The organism is Rhodococcus sp. MTM3W5.2, assembly GCF_001984015.1.
In the GTDB taxonomy this organism is placed as follows: Bacteria; Actinomycetota; Actinomycetes; order Mycobacteriales; family Mycobacteriaceae; genus Rhodococcus_G; species Rhodococcus_G oryzae.
Genome location: NZ_CP019572.1, coordinates 4,079,591 through 4,097,796 on the forward strand (window position 1 = coordinate 4,079,591; position 18,206 = coordinate 4,097,796).

General features: G+C 69.4%; 12 protein-coding genes and 3 pseudogenes. 5 read left to right on the forward strand and 10 right to left on the reverse strand.

Annotation, left to right across the window (positions count from 1 at the left end; genetic code table 11):
* Positions 1 to 213 precede the first annotated feature (213 nt).
* From BTZ20_RS18335 to BTZ20_RS18360, 7 genes are all read right to left on the reverse strand, one after another.
* Positions 214 to 3,543, reverse strand: a complete 3,330-nt coding sequence (locus BTZ20_RS18335; protein ID WP_077042344.1) for an RHS repeat-associated core domain-containing protein — start codon at positions 3,541 to 3,543, stop codon at positions 214 to 216.
* A gap of 71 nt (positions 3,544 to 3,614) precedes the next feature.
* Positions 3,615 to 3,878, reverse strand: a complete 264-nt coding sequence (locus tag BTZ20_RS18340; protein WP_077042345.1) for a hypothetical protein — start codon at positions 3,876 to 3,878, stop codon at positions 3,615 to 3,617.
* Positions 3,879 to 3,893: 15 nt separating this feature from the next.
* Positions 3,894 to 4,340 carry a hypothetical protein gene (locus BTZ20_RS26865; RefSeq protein ID WP_145982344.1) on the reverse strand — a complete coding sequence of 149 codons (447 nt, stop codon included), beginning with the start codon at positions 4,338 to 4,340 and terminating at the stop codon, positions 3,894 to 3,896.
* Positions 4,268 to 5,677, reverse strand: a complete 1,410-nt coding sequence (locus BTZ20_RS18345; RefSeq protein ID WP_077042346.1) for a WXG100 family type VII secretion target — start codon at positions 5,675 to 5,677, stop codon at positions 4,268 to 4,270. The genes BTZ20_RS26865 and BTZ20_RS18345 overlap by 73 nt, the downstream gene beginning before the upstream one ends.
* Positions 5,678 to 5,698: 21 nt before the next feature.
* Complete coding sequence (locus BTZ20_RS18350; RefSeq protein WP_223263398.1) at positions 5,699 to 6,298, reverse strand: hypothetical protein; 600 nt, start codon at positions 6,296 to 6,298, stop codon at positions 5,699 to 5,701.
* A complete protein-coding gene (locus tag BTZ20_RS18355; protein ID WP_077042347.1) occupies positions 6,295 to 6,666 on the reverse strand; it encodes an SseB family protein in 372 nt (123 codons plus the stop codon). Before BTZ20_RS18355 ends, BTZ20_RS18350 begins: the two co-directional genes overlap by 4 nt.
* A gap of 107 nt (positions 6,667 to 6,773) precedes the next feature.
* The gene (locus BTZ20_RS18360) at positions 6,774 to 7,967 is read right to left on the reverse strand and encodes a PucR family transcriptional regulator (protein ID WP_077042348.1); all 1,194 of its coding nucleotides are present in this window, start codon (positions 7,965 to 7,967) and stop codon (positions 6,774 to 6,776) included.
* Positions 7,968 to 8,146: 179 nt separating this feature from the next.
* On the opposite strand from BTZ20_RS18360, the gene BTZ20_RS18365 reads away from it, so the two are divergent.
* On the forward strand, positions 8,147 to 9,865 hold the full coding sequence (locus BTZ20_RS18365; protein ID WP_223263399.1) for an aldehyde dehydrogenase family protein: 1,719 nt from the start codon (positions 8,147 to 8,149) through the stop codon (positions 9,863 to 9,865).
* A 65-nt stretch (positions 9,866 to 9,930) separates the two neighbouring features.
* Complete coding sequence (locus tag BTZ20_RS18370; protein WP_077042350.1) at positions 9,931 to 11,523, forward strand: GMC family oxidoreductase; 1,593 nt, start codon at positions 9,931 to 9,933, stop codon at positions 11,521 to 11,523.
* A gap of 27 nt (positions 11,524 to 11,550) precedes the next feature.
* Here the strand turns inward: BTZ20_RS18370 and BTZ20_RS18375 are convergent, their stop codons facing one another.
* Positions 11,551 to 12,699: an acyl-CoA dehydrogenase family protein gene (locus BTZ20_RS18375; RefSeq protein ID WP_077042351.1), complete on the reverse strand. Its 1,149-nt coding sequence runs from the start codon at positions 12,697 to 12,699 to the stop codon at positions 11,551 to 11,553.
* A gap of 156 nt (positions 12,700 to 12,855) precedes the next feature.
* Between BTZ20_RS18375 and BTZ20_RS18380 the strand changes: the two are divergent.
* Both BTZ20_RS18380 and BTZ20_RS18385 read left to right on the forward strand, forming a co-directional pair.
* A pseudogene (locus tag BTZ20_RS18380) lies at positions 12,856 to 13,608 on the forward strand (enoyl-CoA hydratase/isomerase family protein); the annotation flags it as partial.
* Positions 13,609 to 13,696: 88 nt separating this feature from the next.
* Positions 13,697 to 14,277, forward strand: a pseudogene (locus BTZ20_RS18385) (TetR/AcrR family transcriptional regulator).
* Between the two features lie 12 nt (positions 14,278 to 14,289).
* Here the strand turns inward: BTZ20_RS18385 and BTZ20_RS18390 are convergent.
* Positions 14,290 to 16,342, reverse strand: a pseudogene (locus BTZ20_RS18390) (CocE/NonD family hydrolase).
* A gap of 240 nt (positions 16,343 to 16,582) precedes the next feature.
* Positions 16,583 to 16,990 (reverse strand): MarR family winged helix-turn-helix transcriptional regulator, encoded by a 408-nt coding sequence (locus BTZ20_RS18395; protein WP_223263400.1) that lies wholly within the window; start codon positions 16,988 to 16,990, stop codon positions 16,583 to 16,585.
* A gap of 82 nt (positions 16,991 to 17,072) precedes the next feature.
* Between BTZ20_RS18395 and BTZ20_RS18400 the strand changes: the two genes are divergently transcribed.
* Positions 17,073 to 18,203: an epoxide hydrolase family protein gene (locus tag BTZ20_RS18400; RefSeq protein WP_145982345.1), complete on the forward strand. Its 1,131-nt coding sequence runs from the start codon at positions 17,073 to 17,075 to the stop codon at positions 18,201 to 18,203.
* Positions 18,204 to 18,206: the final 3 nt, after the last annotated feature.

The following is an 18,206-nucleotide window of genomic DNA, read 5'->3' on the forward strand; positions in this document are numbered from 1 at the left end:
GAGTAGCGCCTGCGCGCGTTGGTCCTCCCGGGAGCGCTCCGACAAGGTCGGAGATAACGAGTCGCGTTGCACCTTCACGAAAGATCTCAAACATCCGGTGCCCCTCGACCAGCCACACAAGTTTGACTGACCGCCCCAGCGGATCGACGACCAGCTCGACGCTGTCCCCACCCGGGGTCACCGAACACAGGATCAGTGTTCCGGGCTCATCCCCTACCCGTTCGATGTCCAGGTAGCAATCTGCGCTGACCGGTCAGCATTGTGCTGATTGGAGTCGATGTTTCCGAAGATGCAGTCGTACTTGCCCGGATCCACATCCGCGACGGGGCCATCCTCGTCACACGCGGCTGGCCCCAACCCCATCGGATCGGTCCACCCCGTCGGATTGTGCGGGTACGCATTCGGATTCGCTGCCGACGCCAACCCCAGCGGATCCTGCGTGACATACCTCGCGGTGCCCGGGTCGTAGTACCGGTGCAGGTTGTAGTGCAGGCCGGTCTCGTCGTCGTGATACTGGCCGGGGAACCGCAGCGGCGTGGAGACACCGTCCCAGCTCGTCCGGCCCCACAGGTCCGCGGTCGCGGACCCGACGACGGCGGCGACGTCCGGGTCGATCAGCTCCACCGGGGTGCCGACGAGATCGGTGACGATCGCGTAGAACTCGACGTCCACCTCGCCCTGGCTCGACGCCTGGGTCAGCGGGGTGAAGGTGCCGGGGCGGTAGTTCCAGGTGGTGACCGCCTGGGCGCTCCGCTGCTCCACGAGCTGGGTGCCGTCCCAGGTGTACCGCGTCGACTCGAGCACCACACCGTCGTCACCGAGCCGCGACTTGGTGGTTCGGCGACCCAGCGCGTCATAGGTGTACCGCCAGCGTTGACCGTCCGGGGTGATCACCTCGACGAGCTGGTCGAAGGCGTTGTAGCGGTACTGCCAGGTATCCGGCTTCCGCGACAACCGGGTGGTGGTCTTGCCGACCAACCGCCCGGCCGCGTCATACCAGTACCGGGTGCGGCCGTCCCGAACCAGCAGGTTGCCGCGGCACTCGCGCCGGTCCCACTCCTGCCCGGCCGGCCGAGCCGCGGTGATATTGCCGAGGCCGTCGTAGGCGTAACCCTCCGCCACGGCACCGTTCTCGGCGACGGTGGCGACCCGGCCGACCGGGTCGAGGGTGTAGTCGCGGCGCAGCGTCGCGTCCGGGCGCACGGTGGTGTGGTCCGCGAGATAGCCGTCCGACCGATAGCCGTAGGCGTCCTCCCGGAGGACCGTCGGAGTCGAGGCCTGCCCCGGACCGAGGCCCAGGTTCAGCGACGACGCCGGATTCGCGATCACCGACTGCGCGGCGAGTTGGCCCCGCGCCGTGTGGGTGTGTGCGACCGCGAGCTCGCCGACCCGCCACCCCGTCATCGCGCCGCGCGCGTCGTGCGTGAAGTCGAGCCGGTGCACGCCGGTGGTCAGCGCCGCCAGCCGCCCGGCCGGGTCCCAGCGCCAGGCGGTGTCGCCGCCGCCGGGCGAGATCCGTCTGGTCCGCCGCCCCGCGAGGTCGTGCTCGAAGCGCAGCGCCAGCTCGTCGTCCACCGTCTGCGATGCCAGCGCGCCGGTCGCGGTGTACTCGAAATCGACGGTGTGGGTAGCGGTCTCGCCAGACCCCGACTCCCCCAGCGTCACCCGACCGGTCAGGTCGTGCCCGAACCGCAGGTACTCCCCCGTGTCCGCGCGCACGGCGGTGAGTCGGCCAAGGATGTCGTAGGTGTTGGTGCGGGTGACCCCGGTCGGTGTCGTCACCGCCGCCACCCGGCCCATCGCGTCGTGGGTGTACGCGGTGCTCGCGCCGTTGAAGTCGGTCTCCGACACCAGCCGTCCGGCGCGGTCGTAGCGGTAGGTCCAGGTGTCGCCGAGCGGGTTGGTGACCGCGGTCAGGCGGCGTTCGGTGTCCCAGGCGTAGCGGGTCACGGACCCGTCGGGGTCGGTCCGCGCGGAGAGCAGGTCGAAGTCGCCGTACTCGTACGCGGTGCGCGCGCCGCCGGCGTCGGTGTGGGCGAGCAGGTTTCCCTCGCCGTCGTACGCCCACGACTCCTCGGCTCCGTCGGGGTGCATTCGACCGGTCATCCTGCCGTCGGCGGACCAGCGGTAGCCGGTGGTGGCGCCGGTCGGGTCGGTGACGGCGACCGGGCACCCGAAGCCGTCCCGCGCGATGCGCGTGACGGCCCCGTTCGGGTCGGTCACGGCCGCGGGCAGCCCGGCGTCATCGCAGTCGACGAAGGTGGTGGCGCCGGTCGGGTCGGTGACGCGGGCCAGCGACCCGCTGGGGTGGTAGCCGTACCCGGTCCGGGCGCCCGACTCATCGACCACGGCGATCAGCCTGCCGTCGGCGTCCCACTCCCGGCGACTGGTGGTGCCGTCCGGGTTGTGTACCGCGGCGGGTCGTTTCGGTGCGGCGTACTCGACCGCCAGCACGGCGCCATCCGGTCTGGTGATCCGAGCGACGTCACCGTCGGGCGTGTACAGGTACGCGGTGGTCGCGCCGTCGGGCGTGCGCACCCGCAGCGGTTCGCGGCGGGCGTTGTAGTCGGTGTGGGTGTGCGCCCCGGCCGGGTCGACGAAGTCGCGCAGCCTCAGGTCGCTATCGAAGCCGTAGGTGGCGGCGGCGCCGGTCGAATCCGTCACGACCGCAATCCGGCCCACGCCACCCTGGATCGACGAGTACTCGAAACGTGAGTTCAGGACCCCGCCGGTTCTGCTCTGAAGGACGACGCGCCCCTCGCCGTCGTAGCTGTTGACCATCCGGTTGCCGTTACTGTCCATCCAGGTCAGCATGCGGCCGTCGGCGTCGTAGCCGTAGCGATTGGTGCTGCCGTCTCCCTTAACAACGGCGACGAGATGCCCTGCCTCGTAGCCGAATCGACGCACGAGAGTGATGGCGTCGCCGTCCACAACGGACATGGCTGTGACCCGGCCGCCCGCCGTCTCGATCAGAACGCGGTAGCCACCGGAGTGGACGATCTCAGTAGGCGCGCCATCGGAGTCATAGTGGAAGAGGATGCGGTTACGGTGACCGTCGGTTATCGCGCTAATGGCGAGATTGCCGAGCGCGGTGTCAAGTCCCGCCAGGTCAGCCTTCGGCGCGAAGTGCCAAGTGAGGTCTCGATCCGGATCCTGGACCCGGTAGCCGCCGGTCTCGGTCCGGGTAAGCGGCCACCGCTGCCCCGCCGAGGGCAGCATCTCGCCCCCAACCTCGGACGGCGGGTAGCTGAGCATCACGCCGTCCTCGGCGAAAAAGGCGACGCGCGATTCCTCAACGACAACCCGCAAGTCGAGAGTGGCCGACCAACTCGGCCCAAACCAGCGCCCGAACCGGTAGTTGGATCGGTGCCGGCGCCCGAGGATCAGCGGCAGCACACCCGGCATCGTGAGATCGGTTTCCGGGAGAAAGAATTCACCGGTCGCCAAATCAACCGGGCCGCGCCCCTCGTAGTTCTGGTCGCTGGTGCGGTCGTTGGTGACCCTCGCCTCGTCCGCGGCCTGCGTGGCACCACCATCGGCCACCGCCCAATGCTCAAAAGTCGGGTTGTTGGCAACGTCAACTTCGCTGGTATCCAAAGGGTTAGAGCGATCTATCAAATCGGGATGCCACGATTCTTACCCGGCTTCATCATGAGCAGATCGTCCCTTGTGTGACGTCGACACTCATCCACGAAGCCTGCGGCCTCACCTGGATTGATCAAAAATCGCTCATATTCTTCGGAATCAACCTCGTAGTACTCCTCGTAGTCGACGACTCCGTTACTCACCGGGAAGGAGACATAGCGCCTTCCAGATTCCAGTTCGATCCCAATCGAGAAGCGCTCGTCTCGGAGGACCAGCGTGTCCTTGAACTTCAAGCGAGTTCACTCCCTTCATTCGAGTCTTGTAGCCGTGTACTGATTATTGTTGATGTTCCCAGCATCAATTACAGCCTCCAAGTTCCCATTGGGCAACTTCCCGCCGGGTATCCAAAGGTCGTTCGCCCCAGCCTCGTTTCCCGAAGGAACCCTGACGTTGAGCTCCCCTGGATCAGCGATGTCAACGCGAACAAGTTGATTTGAATCAAGGAATCCCTCAGGCAGCCCCAACGCATCCTCAAGTGCGCGCGGATCGCCACCAGAAGCCCCGATAAGATCGTCGGCTTCTGCACGAGGCATAACGAACGCCGTCCCATCCCTTTGTGCAATTCCATACTTTTCAAGGTTGTTCTCGGTTACGAATCGTGTTGCACCCTCGTCGAACTGAGCTAGATGGTGCTCGATGTAGTCGGAGGATAGATACTCCGATGGATCTGGACGCTCCCCCTTCTCCATCTCCACGACACGATCTTGCATTTCCTCGGTCGGACCTTCGAGGTGCGAAGAAGGTGAAGTGGGCCCTTCCAGATCGATCGAATGCGACTCTGCCCGGGACGATTCTGATGCAGCGACCTCCGACACACCTTCCGGGCGGACCTCGGGCGTCGGCACATGCACGCCTGCATCCGCGACCGTATCGGCGAGCCGCCCCGGCCCGGCGAAATCGCCAGCGGCATCGACCATCCGCTCGACCGATCGCGCCGCCGCGACGCCGCCGCCGGCCCCGCGGTCGCGGCCGTCAGGATCGCATCGCCCGTGAGACTGCCCGCGAACTCGAACGGATTGGCCAGCGCGTCGTCGACCATCGCGGACACCACGGCGCCGGGATCGGCCGCCGCGACGAACAGTCCGGTGGCCAGGTCCGACATCGCCGCCCCGTACTCGGCGGGGTGCGTCAGGTTGTACTGGTCCGCGGGGTTGACCTGGCGAACGAACTGCACGATGCCGGTGAGCCCGGTCAGCAGGCCCGAGCCGAAGTTCGTCTTGGCGACCTCCAGCGCATCGGTGGCGTCCGCGAGGTTGGCGACCATCCGCTCCGTGAACGGCGGCTCGGTGGGGGCGGCCGCGGTGGCCTGCGACAGCGCGCCTGCGACCTGCCCGGCGACGCCGTCGCGCTCGATCCGGGCGCCGCGCAGGAGCTCCCGGGCCGCGTCCTTCATCGCGCTCCAGCTGTCGACGAGCTCGGTGCCCGCCTGCGCATCGGCGCTGAGCGCGGCGTAGGCGGTCTTCTTCGCCAGCTCCTCCCGCTCGGCCTGCCGCCACAGCTCGACCGCCTCGGCCGCCCGTGCCTGCGCCGCCTCAACCGTGTAGCTCCACGAGGTCAGGCTTCGCCCGGCGGCGCTCATCGCGTCGGCGGCCTCGTGCCACAGGCCGGGCTGCTTGTCGTAGACGGCGTTGAATCCGTCTGCGGCAGTGCCGGTCCAGCCGGCTGCATCGACCGTGCGCAGCGCGTCGCCGGTGGAGCTGATGCTGCTGGAGAGCTCGTTGAGGGTGCTGGTGGCCTCGGCGATGGCCGCGGGTTCGCCGCGGATCAGCTCCTTCGGCTGCTCGGTCTGGCCGAGCTCGAGCTCGTCGACGGCGCCGCCCGTCAGGCTCGCGACCTGATCGCCCAGGTCGGTCAGCGCATCCGCGACGCCGTCGGCACCGAGTCGCCGGGCCACGCCGGAGGCGGCGTCGAGGCCGGAATCGGCTGCCTGGCCGAGGCTTTCAATGCCCGACTCGACGGCGTCCTCAACGAACTCGCCCGCGCTGTCGATCGCCCCCGTGGCGTCGTCCCAGGTGTCACTGAGCCAGCTCACCGGTTCCCCCTCCCGCCGCGGTCATCTCGGCCGCGCGCTCGGCTGCGCCGGTGTTCCATCCCTGCTCCGCGTCCACCCGAGGGCGCCGGCGAGCTGCGGCGACACGTTCGCGAACGCCTGCGGCGCAACCTGTTCGATCACCTCGCTGTTGGTCTGGATCGTCTGCGCTGCCGCCGCGAAGGACTCCGCGCTGTAGTCCGGGTTGAGGACATGGTTGACGGGGTTGTCCGCGAGGGTGTCATCCCAGCTGCGCTCCGCGATCTCCTCGCCGCTCAGGTGCGGGTTGCCTGCGACGTGGGTCCACATGGTCTTGAAGGTGTCCGAGACCTTCTGCTCCATCTCGTGGTACATGCCCGCGTCCAGCTCGAGGACCCGGGCGATCTCGTTGGCCGACTGCACCAGGCTCCGGACTCCCCAGGACCAGCGCTCGGCAAACTCCTCGAGCCCCGACTGCACTTCCTGATTGCCCGCCTCCATCGGCGAGAGCGCCAGCATCGAGAAGCCGCGACCGACCGCGGCCGTCTCGCCGATCCCGAGCCCCTCCAGCGACCCGGTGATCGCGGTGATGCCCTGGGCGGCCTGCACCAGCACCTGCGGGTCGACCCCGAGTTCGTCGCTCACGACCGCACCTCGACGGGCGGAAACGCCATGGGCGACGGACCGGCGATGTCGACGACCACGCCGGTCGGGTTCGGCAGGCCGGGCACGAGTTCGTCGACGATCCGGCCGCCGAGCAGGGTGCGGAAGGCCCGGCCCTCGTGGCCCCCGCGGGCGGCGAGGTATCGGGCGTACTCGCCCTCGCCGGTGAAGGCGCAGATCCAGTCCAGCCCCTCGACGGTGCTGGTGAGCAACCTGTCATCGTCGGTCACCGGGATCAGCAACACCGACGACCGCATCGCGTCGGTCAGCGCCCTCGGTTGGCCGAACCCCTGATAGAACGCGTCGATCTCAGCCAGCAGCGCACTGCAGCCGCCGTCCACCGCCCCCATGTAATCCCCCGGATTGACTACAGATCCCCGGACACGCGCGGCCGGGCGGACCGGCTGCGGCGTCACTCGGCGAAGAATACCCGTCTCGGCGCGGCCGTCGCGCGCGCTCAGTCCCGCCCGGCGCCGAGCAGCCGGTGTGCGCACAGCCCGACATACAGCTCGGCGGCGTGCACCGGGTCGGAGAAGTCCCGGCCCGTCAACTCCTGGATCCGGCGCAGCCGGTACAGCACGGTGTTGCGGTGATAGTGCAGCTCCGCAGCGGCGGCCGTCGTCGATCCACGGGCCGCGAACCAGGCCTCGAGGGTCGTCAGCAGGTTGCGCTGTTCGTCGGCGGGCAGGGCCAGCACCGGCCCCAGGACCTGACGGGCGGCGAGCTGACCGGCGTCCGGCTGGCGGACCACAAGCAGCGGCACCGGGACCGAGTCGTAGCGCGTCGGCTCGCCGGCCCCGTCGGGCGCGCAGCTGCGGGCCTGCCGGGCCTGCTCCACCGCCTCCCCGATGCCGCCCGGCCGAGCGAACCCGCGGCTCACCCCCACTGGGCCACCGCCGATCTCGCCAAGCGCGACGAGCGCCGCGTCCAGCGCCGCCTCCGCGGGTGCCCACAGCAGGCCGAGGCGGCCGTCGACCTCGGTGTCCCACACCGAGTCGGCGCCGGTGCCGCTCAGCCTCGATCGCAGCGCGTCCGCCGACGGACAGGACGCCGAATCCCGAACGGACACAACCAGAAAGGACCCGCGCTCGGGGATCCGGAACGCCCGCACCGCATCCGCGACGCCAGCCGGGTTGAGGGCGTGGTTCGCGAACAGGGTCCGAATCAGGCGCCGCCTCGCCTCGGCGTCCTCCCGTGCCCTCGTGTCGGCGGCCTCCCGATAGGCGTCGGCCGCGGCGTCGGAGTAGACATCGACCAGCGCCCAGACCTGCTCGGCCATGTCCAGCAGCCAGCGGCTGGCGCGCCCGTCCGACCGCGCCATCAGCTCCTCCCAGATCAGCCGTCCGCCGAGTCGGAACGCGTGCAGCAGCGCGGCCAGCGACACACCCTGTTCCGCCTTCATCCGCCCGGCCGCGCGGGCCGACTCCAGCCGGATCGGTGCGGTGCCGTCGAGGTTCGCGAGCATCGACGACAGGTTGTCCCAGCACGCGGACCGCAGCTGCTCCGGCGTCAGCAGCGACGCGTCGGCGTAGTCCTGCTCGGCGGCCATGATGCGAGCGACCAATTCGTCGGCGAGCGCGTCCACCGAGGCGCGCATGTCATGCAACAGCTCGGTGGGCGTGGGTGGAGCGAATTCGGGGCTGACGACCATCGCCCCAGAGTATCCGTCCGGGAGTGATCCACGCCATAGCGATTTGTGCGGTCGCACAAACAGCTCGTCGACATCGACGCCCTCCGCCTATGGCGCGCGAACCCGAATGGGACGAGGATCACACTTAGAAGATCCGACGAGTCCGGCCCCGCCCGACTCGAATCGAACGGAGTTGTCCCGTGTCCGATCACGACCCCGCCAGCACCCACCCGGCCATCGATCAGGCCCTGGCCGACCTCGTCGAGGGAGAGAAGGCCTGGGCAGGCCTGTCCCTTGGCCACCGGCGCCAACTGCTCGATCAGGTCCGCGACCTCACCGTGGAGTACGCGGCCGAATGGGTGGCGGCGGCGGTGCAGATCAAGCAGCTCGACCCCGATTCCCCCCTGGTCGGCGAGGAGTGGATCTCCGGCCCGTACTCCGTGGCCACCGCCGCGACGGTGCTGTCCGCCAGCCTCGAAAAGCTGGAGTCCGGCACCAGCCCGCTGACCGACGCCACCTTCGGCACCGCCCCCGGCGGCCGCACCACCGTGCGGGCCCTGCCGATGAACGTCTTCGACAAGCTCCTGCTGAGCGGGTTCAGCGCCGACGTCTGGCTGCAGCCGGGCATCGATCGTGCGACCGCACAGCGCGAGGCGGGCCTCGCCCAGCTCGATCCGACCCGGACGCAGGGCGTCGGGGTGGTCCTCGGCGCGGGCAACATCACCTCGATCGCCCCGCTCGACACGCTGTACGAGCTGTTCGCGCACAACCGCGTCGTCGCGCTCAAGCTCAACCCGATCATGGACGGGATGCTGGCGGTGTTCACGAAGGTGCTCGAACCGTTCATCTCGATCGGCGCGGTCCGCATCCTGACCGGCGGCGCCGACGTCGGCACCTACCTGACCCGGCATCGGCTGGTCGACCACGTGCACATGACGGGCAGCGCGCTCACCCACGACGCGATCGTCTTCGGCACCGGCGAGGAGGGCGCACGCCGCAAGGCCGCAGGCGAGCCGGTCCTCGACAAGGGCATGACCAGCGAGCTGGGCGGGGTGTCGCCGACCATCGTGCTGCCCGGCACCTGGAGCCGCGCCGACATCGAGTTCCAGGCCGAGCACATCGCGACGCAGCGCCTGCACAACGGCGGCTACAACTGCATCGCCTCGCAGGTGGTCGTGCTGTCCTCGCGCTGGCCGCAGCGCGACGAATTCGTCGCCGCGCTGCGCGACGCCGTCGACGACGCCCCCGCCCGCCCGGCCTACTACCCGGGCAGCGACGACCGGGTCGCCTCGGCCGCGCAGTCGTACCCGAAGGCCGAGCGCCTGGGCCGGAAGGGAGGACGGGTGCTGGTGTCGGGTCTGCAGCCCGACGAGTTCGCCCCGCTGCTGCAGACCGAGTACTTCGGGCCGGTGCTCGGGGTGATCGAGCTGCCGCACGACGGCGAGCAGTTCGCCACCCGTGCCGCCGAGGTGGTCAACGAGCAGTTCGTCGGGACGCTCGGGGTCAACATCATCGCCGAGCCCGGCACCATCGACTCGATGGGGACGCGTTTCGACGCGCTGCTCGAGTCGCTGCGGTACGGAACGATCGCGGTGAACGCGTGGACCGGGGTCGGGTACCTGACCCCCGCGGCGACCTGGGGCGCGTTCCCCGGCCACACCCTCAGCGACGTGCAGAGCGGCATCGGGGTGGTCCACAACGCGCTGCTGATCGACCGGCCCGAGCGCACCGTGGTGCGCGGGCCGTTCCGGCCATCCCCTCGATCGTTGATGCACCGCGAGTGGTCGATCTCGCCGAAGCCGCCGTGGTTCGTCACCAACCGGACCGCGGCGGGTACCGGGCGGCGGCTGACCGAGTTCGCCGGCAAGCCGTCCTGGACAAAGCTGCCCGCGATCTTCGCCTCGGCGCTGCGCGGCTGAGACCGACGGTTCGCACCGCGGCGAGAGCCGCTTCCCCCAACACTTCTCGATGTGGAGATGAACGCATGATCCAGGAATCGTCAGTCGCCGACTACGTCATCGTCGGCGCGGGATCGTCCGGCGCCGCGCTGGCCGGCCGGCTCAGCTCCGACCCGCGCACCGAGGTCGTCCTCCTCGAGGCAGGCCCGCGGGACAAGGACAAGTTCATCCACATTCCCGCGGCCTTCTCCAAGCTGTTCCGCAGCGAGGTCGACTGGGACTACCTGACCGAACCGCAGCCCGGACTCGGCGGCCGCAGCATCTACTGGCCGCGCGGGAAGACGCTCGGCGGTTCCTCGTCGATGAACGCGATGATGTGGGTGCGCGGCTTCGCCGCCGACTACGACGAGTGGGCCGAACTCGCCGACGACTCCTGGTCCTTCGGCAAGGTGGTGGAGTACTTCCGCAGGATCGAGAACGTGGAGGGCGCCGCCACCGACGACGCCGGCACCACCGGGCCGCTGACGGTGAGCCGTCAGCGCTCCCCGCGACCGCTGACCGGCGCCTACCTGGAGGCCGCGCGGGAGACGGGATTCCCGGTGGAGCGCGCGAACACCGCTCAGCCCGAGGGTTTCTCGCAGACGATGGTCACCCAGAAGCGCGGCGCCCGCTGGAGCACGGCCGACGCCTACCTCGCGCCGGCCCGCAAGCGCGCCAACCTGACGGTGCTCACCGACGCCGCCGCGACCCGGGTGCTGTTCGAGGGATCCGCCGCCGTCGGCGTCGAGTACGTGCAGGGCGGCGTGCGCCGCACGGTCCGCGCCCGCAAGGAGGTGGTGCTCGCAGGCGGCGCGATCAACACCCCGCAGCTGCTGATGCTGTCCGGTATCGGCGACGAGCAGCAGCTGCGCGGGCACGGCATCGACGTGCGACACCACCAGCCAGAGGTGGGCCGCAACATGTCCGACCACCTGGTGTCGATGCTCGGCTACCGCGTCGAAGCCGATACGCTCTTTACCGCCGAGAAGCTCCCGGAGCTCGCCAATTACCTGGCCAGGCGCCGCGGGATGCTTACCTCGAATGTCGGCGAGGCCTACGGGTTCACCCGCAGCCGTGAGGATCTCGCGCTGCCCGACCTGGAGATGATCTTCGCGCCAGCCCCGTTCTTCGACGAGGGCCTGGTGCCCGCCACCGAGCACGCCGTCATCCTCGGGACGATCCTGCTCAAGCCGGAGAGCCGGGGCGCGATCACGCTGCGGTCGGCGGAGCACGCGGACAAGCCGATCATCGACCCGCGGTACCTCAGCGATGCGGGCGGCGTCGACCGCCGCGCGATGCTCGAGGGCCTGCGGGTGTGCGACTCGCTGGCCTCCGCGCCGGCGCTGAAGTCGCGGCTCGGCGAGATGGTCCGGCCCGCCCTGTCCTCCCGTCCGCCGCTGGAGGAGGTGCTGGAGATCGCCCTCGAGCGCAACTCGCACACCCTCTATCACCCCACCGGAACCTGCCGGATGGGCAACGACGCGGCGAGCGTCGTCGATCCCCAGCTGCGGGTGCGCGGGGTGGATCGACTGCGGGTGGCGGACGCGTCGATCATGCCGACCATCATCCGTGGCCACACCCACGCGCCGTGCGTGGTGATCGGGGAAAGGGCGGCCGACCTACTCCGGCAGTCGAACTGAGCGGGCCGGCCACACCCAGGGCCGTGCCTACAGCGACTTCGCGATGATCCCCTTCATCACCTCGTTGGCCCCGGCGTAGATCTTCTGGACGCGGGCGTCCTCGTACATCCGCGCGATCAGGTACTCGCGCATGTAGCCGTAGCCGCCGTACAGCTGGACGCACCGGTCGATCACCGCACACTGCTGCTCGGTGAGCCAGTACTTGACCATCGCCGCCTCGGACGGGTCCAGCTCGCCGCGCAGGTGTGACTGGATGCAGTGGTCGAGGAACACCTCGCAGGTGCGCGCGATGGTCTGGCACTCGGCCAGCTCGAAGGCGGTGTTCTGGAACTCGAAGAGGCTGTGCCCGAACGCCTGCCGCGACTTCGTGTACGCGATGGTCTCCTGCACGGCCCGGTTCATCGCGCCCGACGCCTGCGCGCCGATGATCAACCGTTCCTGCACCAGCTGCGCCATCAGCTGTCCGAAGCCCTGCCCCTCGGCGTCGCCGAGCAGGTTCGACACCGGCACCCGCACGTCGGTGAACGAGAGCTCGGAGGTGTCGGCGCCGTGCTGGCCCACCTTGTCCAGCACCCGGCCGACGACGAAGCCCTGGCAGTCGCGCAGGTCGACGATGAGCAGGGACACGCCCTTGGCGCCCGCCTTCGGGTCGGTCTTGACGACGAGCACGATCATGTCGGCGGAGGCGCCGTTGGTGATGAACGTCTTCGAGCCGTTGACGATGTAGTCGTCGCCGTCCCGAATGGCGGTGGTCTTGATGGCCTTGAGGTCCGAGCCGGCGCCGGGCTCGGTCATGCCGATGGCGGTGAGGATCTCGCCGGTCGCCATCCCCGGCAGCCACGTCTTCTTCTGCTCCTCGGTGCCGTACTCGGCGATGTAGTGCGGGACGATGCCGCTGTGCACGGAGATCCCGAGGGCGAGGTCGCCGGCGTAACCCTGGGCCTCGAATACGGCGAGGTCGTGCGCGAAGGTGCCGCCACCGCCGCCGTACTCCTCCGGGATGGAGCAGCACAGCAGGCCGAGCTCGCCGGCCTTGAGCCACACCTCGCGGTCGATGCGGTGCTGGGCGTCCCACTTCTCGTTGTGCGCGACCACCTCCCGCTCGAAGAATCCGGCGGCGAGCTCGGAGAGCGCACTGACCTCGTCGTCGTGCCAGCTGGGGAGGTACTTCTTCACGACGTCGACCGCCTTCTCGGGTGTCCGGACCTGGCCGCGCCTGTCGGCCGGCCACTACTCGGTGCCCATGCTAACGATGGCCGGCTGGACCGCCCGACCGGCGCCCAGCCACGGGAGCCCCTTCCCCGAAACTGCAACACGTTCTAGCATGCAACGATGAGCCTCCTCATCGCCGACGACAAGCGCGTCCGGACGATCACCCTCAACCGGCCCGACGCGCTGAACGCGTTCGACGAGGCGCTCTACGACGCGACCACCGAGGCCCTGCGTGCGGCCGCCGAGGATCCCGACGTCGCGGTGCTGCTGCTCACCGGCAGCGGACGGGCGTTCAGCGCGGGCACGGACCTGCGCGAGATGCACGCCCGCACCACCGATCCCGACTTCCTGCCGGGCAAGCACGGATTCCCCGGGCTGCTGGATGCGCTGGTGGAGTTCCCCAAACCGCTGATCTGTGCGGTCAACGGGATCGGACTTGGCATCGGCGCGACGGTGCTCGGCTTCGCCGACCTGGCCTTCATGTCGACCACCGCCAAGCTCAAGTGCCCGTTCACCGGCCTTGGCGTCGCGCCCGAGGCGGCCTCGAGCTACCTGATGCCCAAGCTGGTCGGCAGGCAGAACGCGGCCTGGCTGCTGATGTCCTCCGAGTGGATCGACGCCGAGCAGGCGAAGGAGATGGGACTGGTCTGGCGGGTCTGCGAGCCGGACGAGCTGATGGGCGAGGCCCGTCGGCACGCCGAAGTGCTTGCCGCCAAGCCTATCTCCAGCCTGATCGCGGTCAAGCGCACGATGACCGAGCCGCTGCGGGCCGAGATCGACGCCGCCCGCGAGCGCGAGAACGCCTGCTTTGCCGAGCTGATGGGCGGGCCGGCCAACATCGAGGCGCTCACCGCGTTCGCGGAGGGCCGCCAGCCGGACTTCACCACCCTGCCGCGGGCTGGTGATCGGGCCGAGCCCGGACCTTTGCCCGAGTCCCCCGCTTCCAGTAGCGTCTGGACATGTGTCTAGTGAAGCCAAGTTCGAATCCACTCGCCGGCGCCTGACCGAGCAGCAGGCCGAGACCGTCGACAAGCTGACCACGGCCGCGGTCGCGGTGCTGCGTGAGCATGGATTCTCGGGCCTCACCGTGCGCTTGGTGGCGGCGGAGGCGGGCGTCGCGGCGGCCACCGCGTACACCTACTTCTCGTCGAAGAGCCACCTCGTCGCGGAGGTGTTCTGGCGGCGTCTGAACGAGGTCCCCCGGGAGGTGCCCGACCACCTCGATCCGGTCGCCCGGGTCTGCCAGGTACTGCGCGACGTCGCGCTGCTGGTCTCCGACGAGCCGGCCCTGGCCGCGGCGAGCACCACGGCGATCCTGGGCGACGACCCCGACGTCGAGCACCTGCGCCTGCGGATCGGCATGGACATCCGGGCCGGCTGATCGCCGCTCTCGGCCCGGGGCACGCTCCGGAGGTGCTCGACGCACTCGAGATCGCGTGGTCCGGGGCGCTCGTCCGGGCCGGCATGGGCTACGAGTCGTACACGCAGATCGCCGACCGGCTCGAGACCACCGCCAAGCTGATCATGGCGGGGCAGAAGTAGCCCAGCGCCCCACTACCAGGCGCGGGTCCCGACCAGCGGCAGGTTCAGGAAGCTGGGCCGCTCCGGCGACAGCTGCACGTGCTGCGGCCGGTTCTGGCCGTCGGCCATCATCGGGCCGAGGGGCAGGTACCGGGGACGCTGGCGGCATAGACGTCCACCCTCAGCCGGTGCCCCGGCTTGAGCAGCGCGTCGGTGGGCACCAGATTGATGTCCACGGGCGTCACCTGACCCGGGATGACGGGCTTGCGCGCGGACACCGTCAGCTTGTGGTGCGGCTCGGTGTAATCCCCGTTCGCCGACCGCTGGCTCTGCGCCTCGTCGACCTCGCGCAGCGAGGCGGTGAGGGCGCCGTTGGTGAGCGTGGTCGAGGTGCCGTCGGGCGCAACGTCGTTGAGGGTGACCGCCCAGAAGCCGTCTGGCGCGTCGAGGACGGTCTCCAGGTGCAGGTTCACCGGACCGGACAGTTCGGTCGGCTCCGCGACCGGGGCGCTGGTGAACGCGAGGCCCTCGGCCTCCTGGAACCGGGAGTCCTTGCTGCACACCGAGCCCAGGATCACGGTCATGCCCGCGGTGCCCTGCGCGCCGTCGCGGGAGCAGAACCCGCGCAGCCCCGGGGCGGCCGTGAGCCGCGCCGAACTCTGGGGGTGCCCGCGACGAGGCTGCCGTCGCGCGCGGCGTGGCCAGCGGTTCCGCTCGGGGCGTCGGATAGGTACATCCGCTGGTACTCGACGCCCGCGCGGGGGAACTGGTCGGTCGTGGTCCAGCCGTTGCCCTGCTGGTACAGCGTGACAGGGCCGTAGCGGTCGATGCCGTTGTCGATTCCCTTGAGCCACTTGTCGAACCAGGCCCGCTCGAGGACGTCGAGGCGCGGCGGGGCGCCGTCCTCACCGAATCCGCCGCCGAAGGTGACGTGGTAGTTGTCGCTCATGATCAGCTGCTTCTGACCGGCGGGGAGCGGGATCGCGTTGAAGACGCGGGGCTCGCTGTTGGCGAAGATGTCGTGCCAGGCGCCGTAGAGCATGGTGGGCACCGCGATGTTCTCCACGTTGGCCTTCCGCTCCTGATAGAAGGTGCCGTCCTGCGCGACGCCCAGCGTGGTGGGATCGAGATCGGTCACGGTCGGGGCGGTCATCACCTCGCCGAGCTCGGCGATCAGGATGAGCGGGTCGCGCAACCGGTCCTGCAGCCACTGCTGGTCGAACCGCCCCTGCACGACGGACTGCACGTCGGGAATGAGCTTGGTCCCGTTGACCAGACCCAGCCAGAGCGGCATGAAGCCGACGCCGAGCCCGCCTCCGGTACCGACGATGTCGCGGAGCAGGTCGTTGCCCGGCTCGGTCGGGAAGATCGCCTTCAGCGCGGGCGGACGGTACCCGGCGGCCTGCAGGGAGTTGATCCCGGAGTAGGACACGCCCGCCATGCCGACCTTGCCGTTCGACCACGACTGCTTGCTCATCCAGTCGATGATCTCGACGGAATCCTGCTGCTCACGAGGGCCGAGCGTCTGCCACAGCCCCTGGGAGAATCCGGTGCCGCGGGTGTCGACCACCACCTGCGTGTAGCCGCTGCGGATGAGGTCCCGGTTCACGGCGAAGACGCGCATGCCGCCGCCGGTGAGCACCTTCGAGGTCTCGCCGACGCCGTCCAGCGGGGTGCCTGCCAGGTCGTAGGAGTTGACCAGGTCGACGAGGGTGTCCTCGAGTCCGGGCACGGCCATCATCGAGTCGACCAGGTTGCTGACCAGCTTGGTGTACGGCGTCACGTTCAGGATCGACGGCATCTTGGTGTCGATCGGCTTGCCCGAGGCGTCCGCGGGGCGGTAGACGTTGCCCTTGAGCACGGTTCCGTCGCTCATCGTGATCGGTACGTCCCAGTCGATCGCGACGACCGGGTACTCCGGCGGGGCGTCGGCGGTGGCCTGCCACTTCACGCCGTCCGCTCCCCCGCTCGGGTCGGCCGATGCGACGCCGCCCGGTGCGGCCGCGATACCGATCGCCATGGCGCCCACAAGGGCCAGCGTCCCGGTCCGCGACAGTGCCCCTCGTCGAGCCATCCGTGTGCGCATCACTACTCGAACCCCCCATGGATTCTCCGGTGACGCTCGATCGCCCAGGTGGCCGCCGTCACAAACTTACTGGATAGTAGCCACACGGATACCCGCCGTCAATACTGAAGTTAACCTCAATTCACAACCGCCGGGAACAGTTAATAGCATTGCGCAAGAACGCAATTCGCTCCAACACCTAGGCCCAACTGGCCCCTCGACGCTCGCCGTGATGCTCGACCAGTCGCTCGACGAGCGCGATCAACCCCTCACGCTCCCCCGCGTCGAGCGGAGCCAGCAGATCCTCCCGAGCCTCGGCCGCGAGGGCGCCCAGTCGCCGCTGGTGCCGACCACCCTCGGGGTGATCGTGACGACGTTGCGACGCCGGTCCACCGGATCCGGCTCACGCACGAGATACCCTCCGCCCTCCAATTCGCCGACCACGGCGGCGATGTCGCTGCGGTCGAGGCGACAGAGGCGGCCGAGCGAGGCCTGACTGAGCGGGCCGTGCTCGGCGAGCGCGGACAGCACCGAGTAGTGCCACCGGTGCGCGCCTGCCTCGGCCATCCGCTCGTTGAGCAGCCGCTGGGCATGGATGCCGGCCTGCCCCATCAGCCAGGTCGGCGAGCGTCGCAGCGCGGTCGGCGGGCCGTCATCGATGGACTCCATGCACGCCATCCTAGTAACCGTTGGCGTCACCAACAAGTTCTGTTATCGTTGGCGCCACCAACAATCAACGCAGGAGGTTCCGATGCCCGACACGACCATCAGCCCGTACCGGATCGACATCCCGCAGTCCGCGCTCGACGACCTGCGCGACCGGTTGGGCCGCACCCGCTGGCCCGACGAGCTCGACGACGCCGGCTGGGACTACGGCATCCCGCTCGGCCGGATGCGGGAGCTGGCCGACTATTGGCGCGACGGATACGACTGGCGCGCACACGAGGCCGCCCTCAACCGCCACCCGCAGTTCGTCACCGAGATCGACGGCGCCACCGTGCATTTCCTGCACGTCCGCTCCCCCGAGCCCGATGCGACGCCGCTGATCCTGACCCACGGCTGGCCGGGCTCGTTCATCGAATTCCTCGACGTCATCGGCCCGTTGTCCGACCCCCGCGCGCACGGCGGCGATCCCGCGGACGCCTTCCACCTGGTGATCCCGTCGATCCCCGGCTTCGGACCGTCCGGCCCGACCCGCGACCGCGGCTGGGACACCGCCCGCGTCGCCCGCGCCTTCGCCGAGCTGATGAACCGGCTGGGATACGAGCGATACGGCGCTCAGGGCGGCGACTGGGGTTCCGGTGTCTCCCAGCAGCTCGCAATCGTGGCGCCCGAGAACGTGATCGGCGTGCACGTCAACTACCTGCCGCACGGGCCCGTCGCGACCGAGGGGCTCTCCGACGGCGACGCCGCGCGGGTCGAGGTCATCCGGAACTTCCTCGCCAACAGGCCCGGCTACATGCAGATGCAGGCCACCCGCCCGCAGACCATCGCCTACTCCCTCACCGACTCACCGTCCGGGCAGCTGGCCTGGATCGCCGACAAGGTCCGGGAGTGGACCGACCCGGCCCACCCACTGCCGGACGACACGCTGCTGACCAACGTCTCGCTGCACTGGTTCTTCGGCACCGCCGGATCCTCCGCGCGGCTGACGTTCGAGTCCGGCGGGCCGCGCAGCGACGGACCGACCGGCGTCGCGCCGCTCGGGATGGCGGTGTTCGCGCACGACATCGTCCGTCCGGTCCGCAGCGTCTCGGAGAAGGCGCACCCGACGCTGGTGCACTGGAGCGAGTTCGACGAGGGCGGACACTTCGCGGCGCTGGAGGTGCCGGAACTGCTGGTGGGCGACGTGCGGGCGTTCTTCCGTGGCCTGCGCGGATAGGAA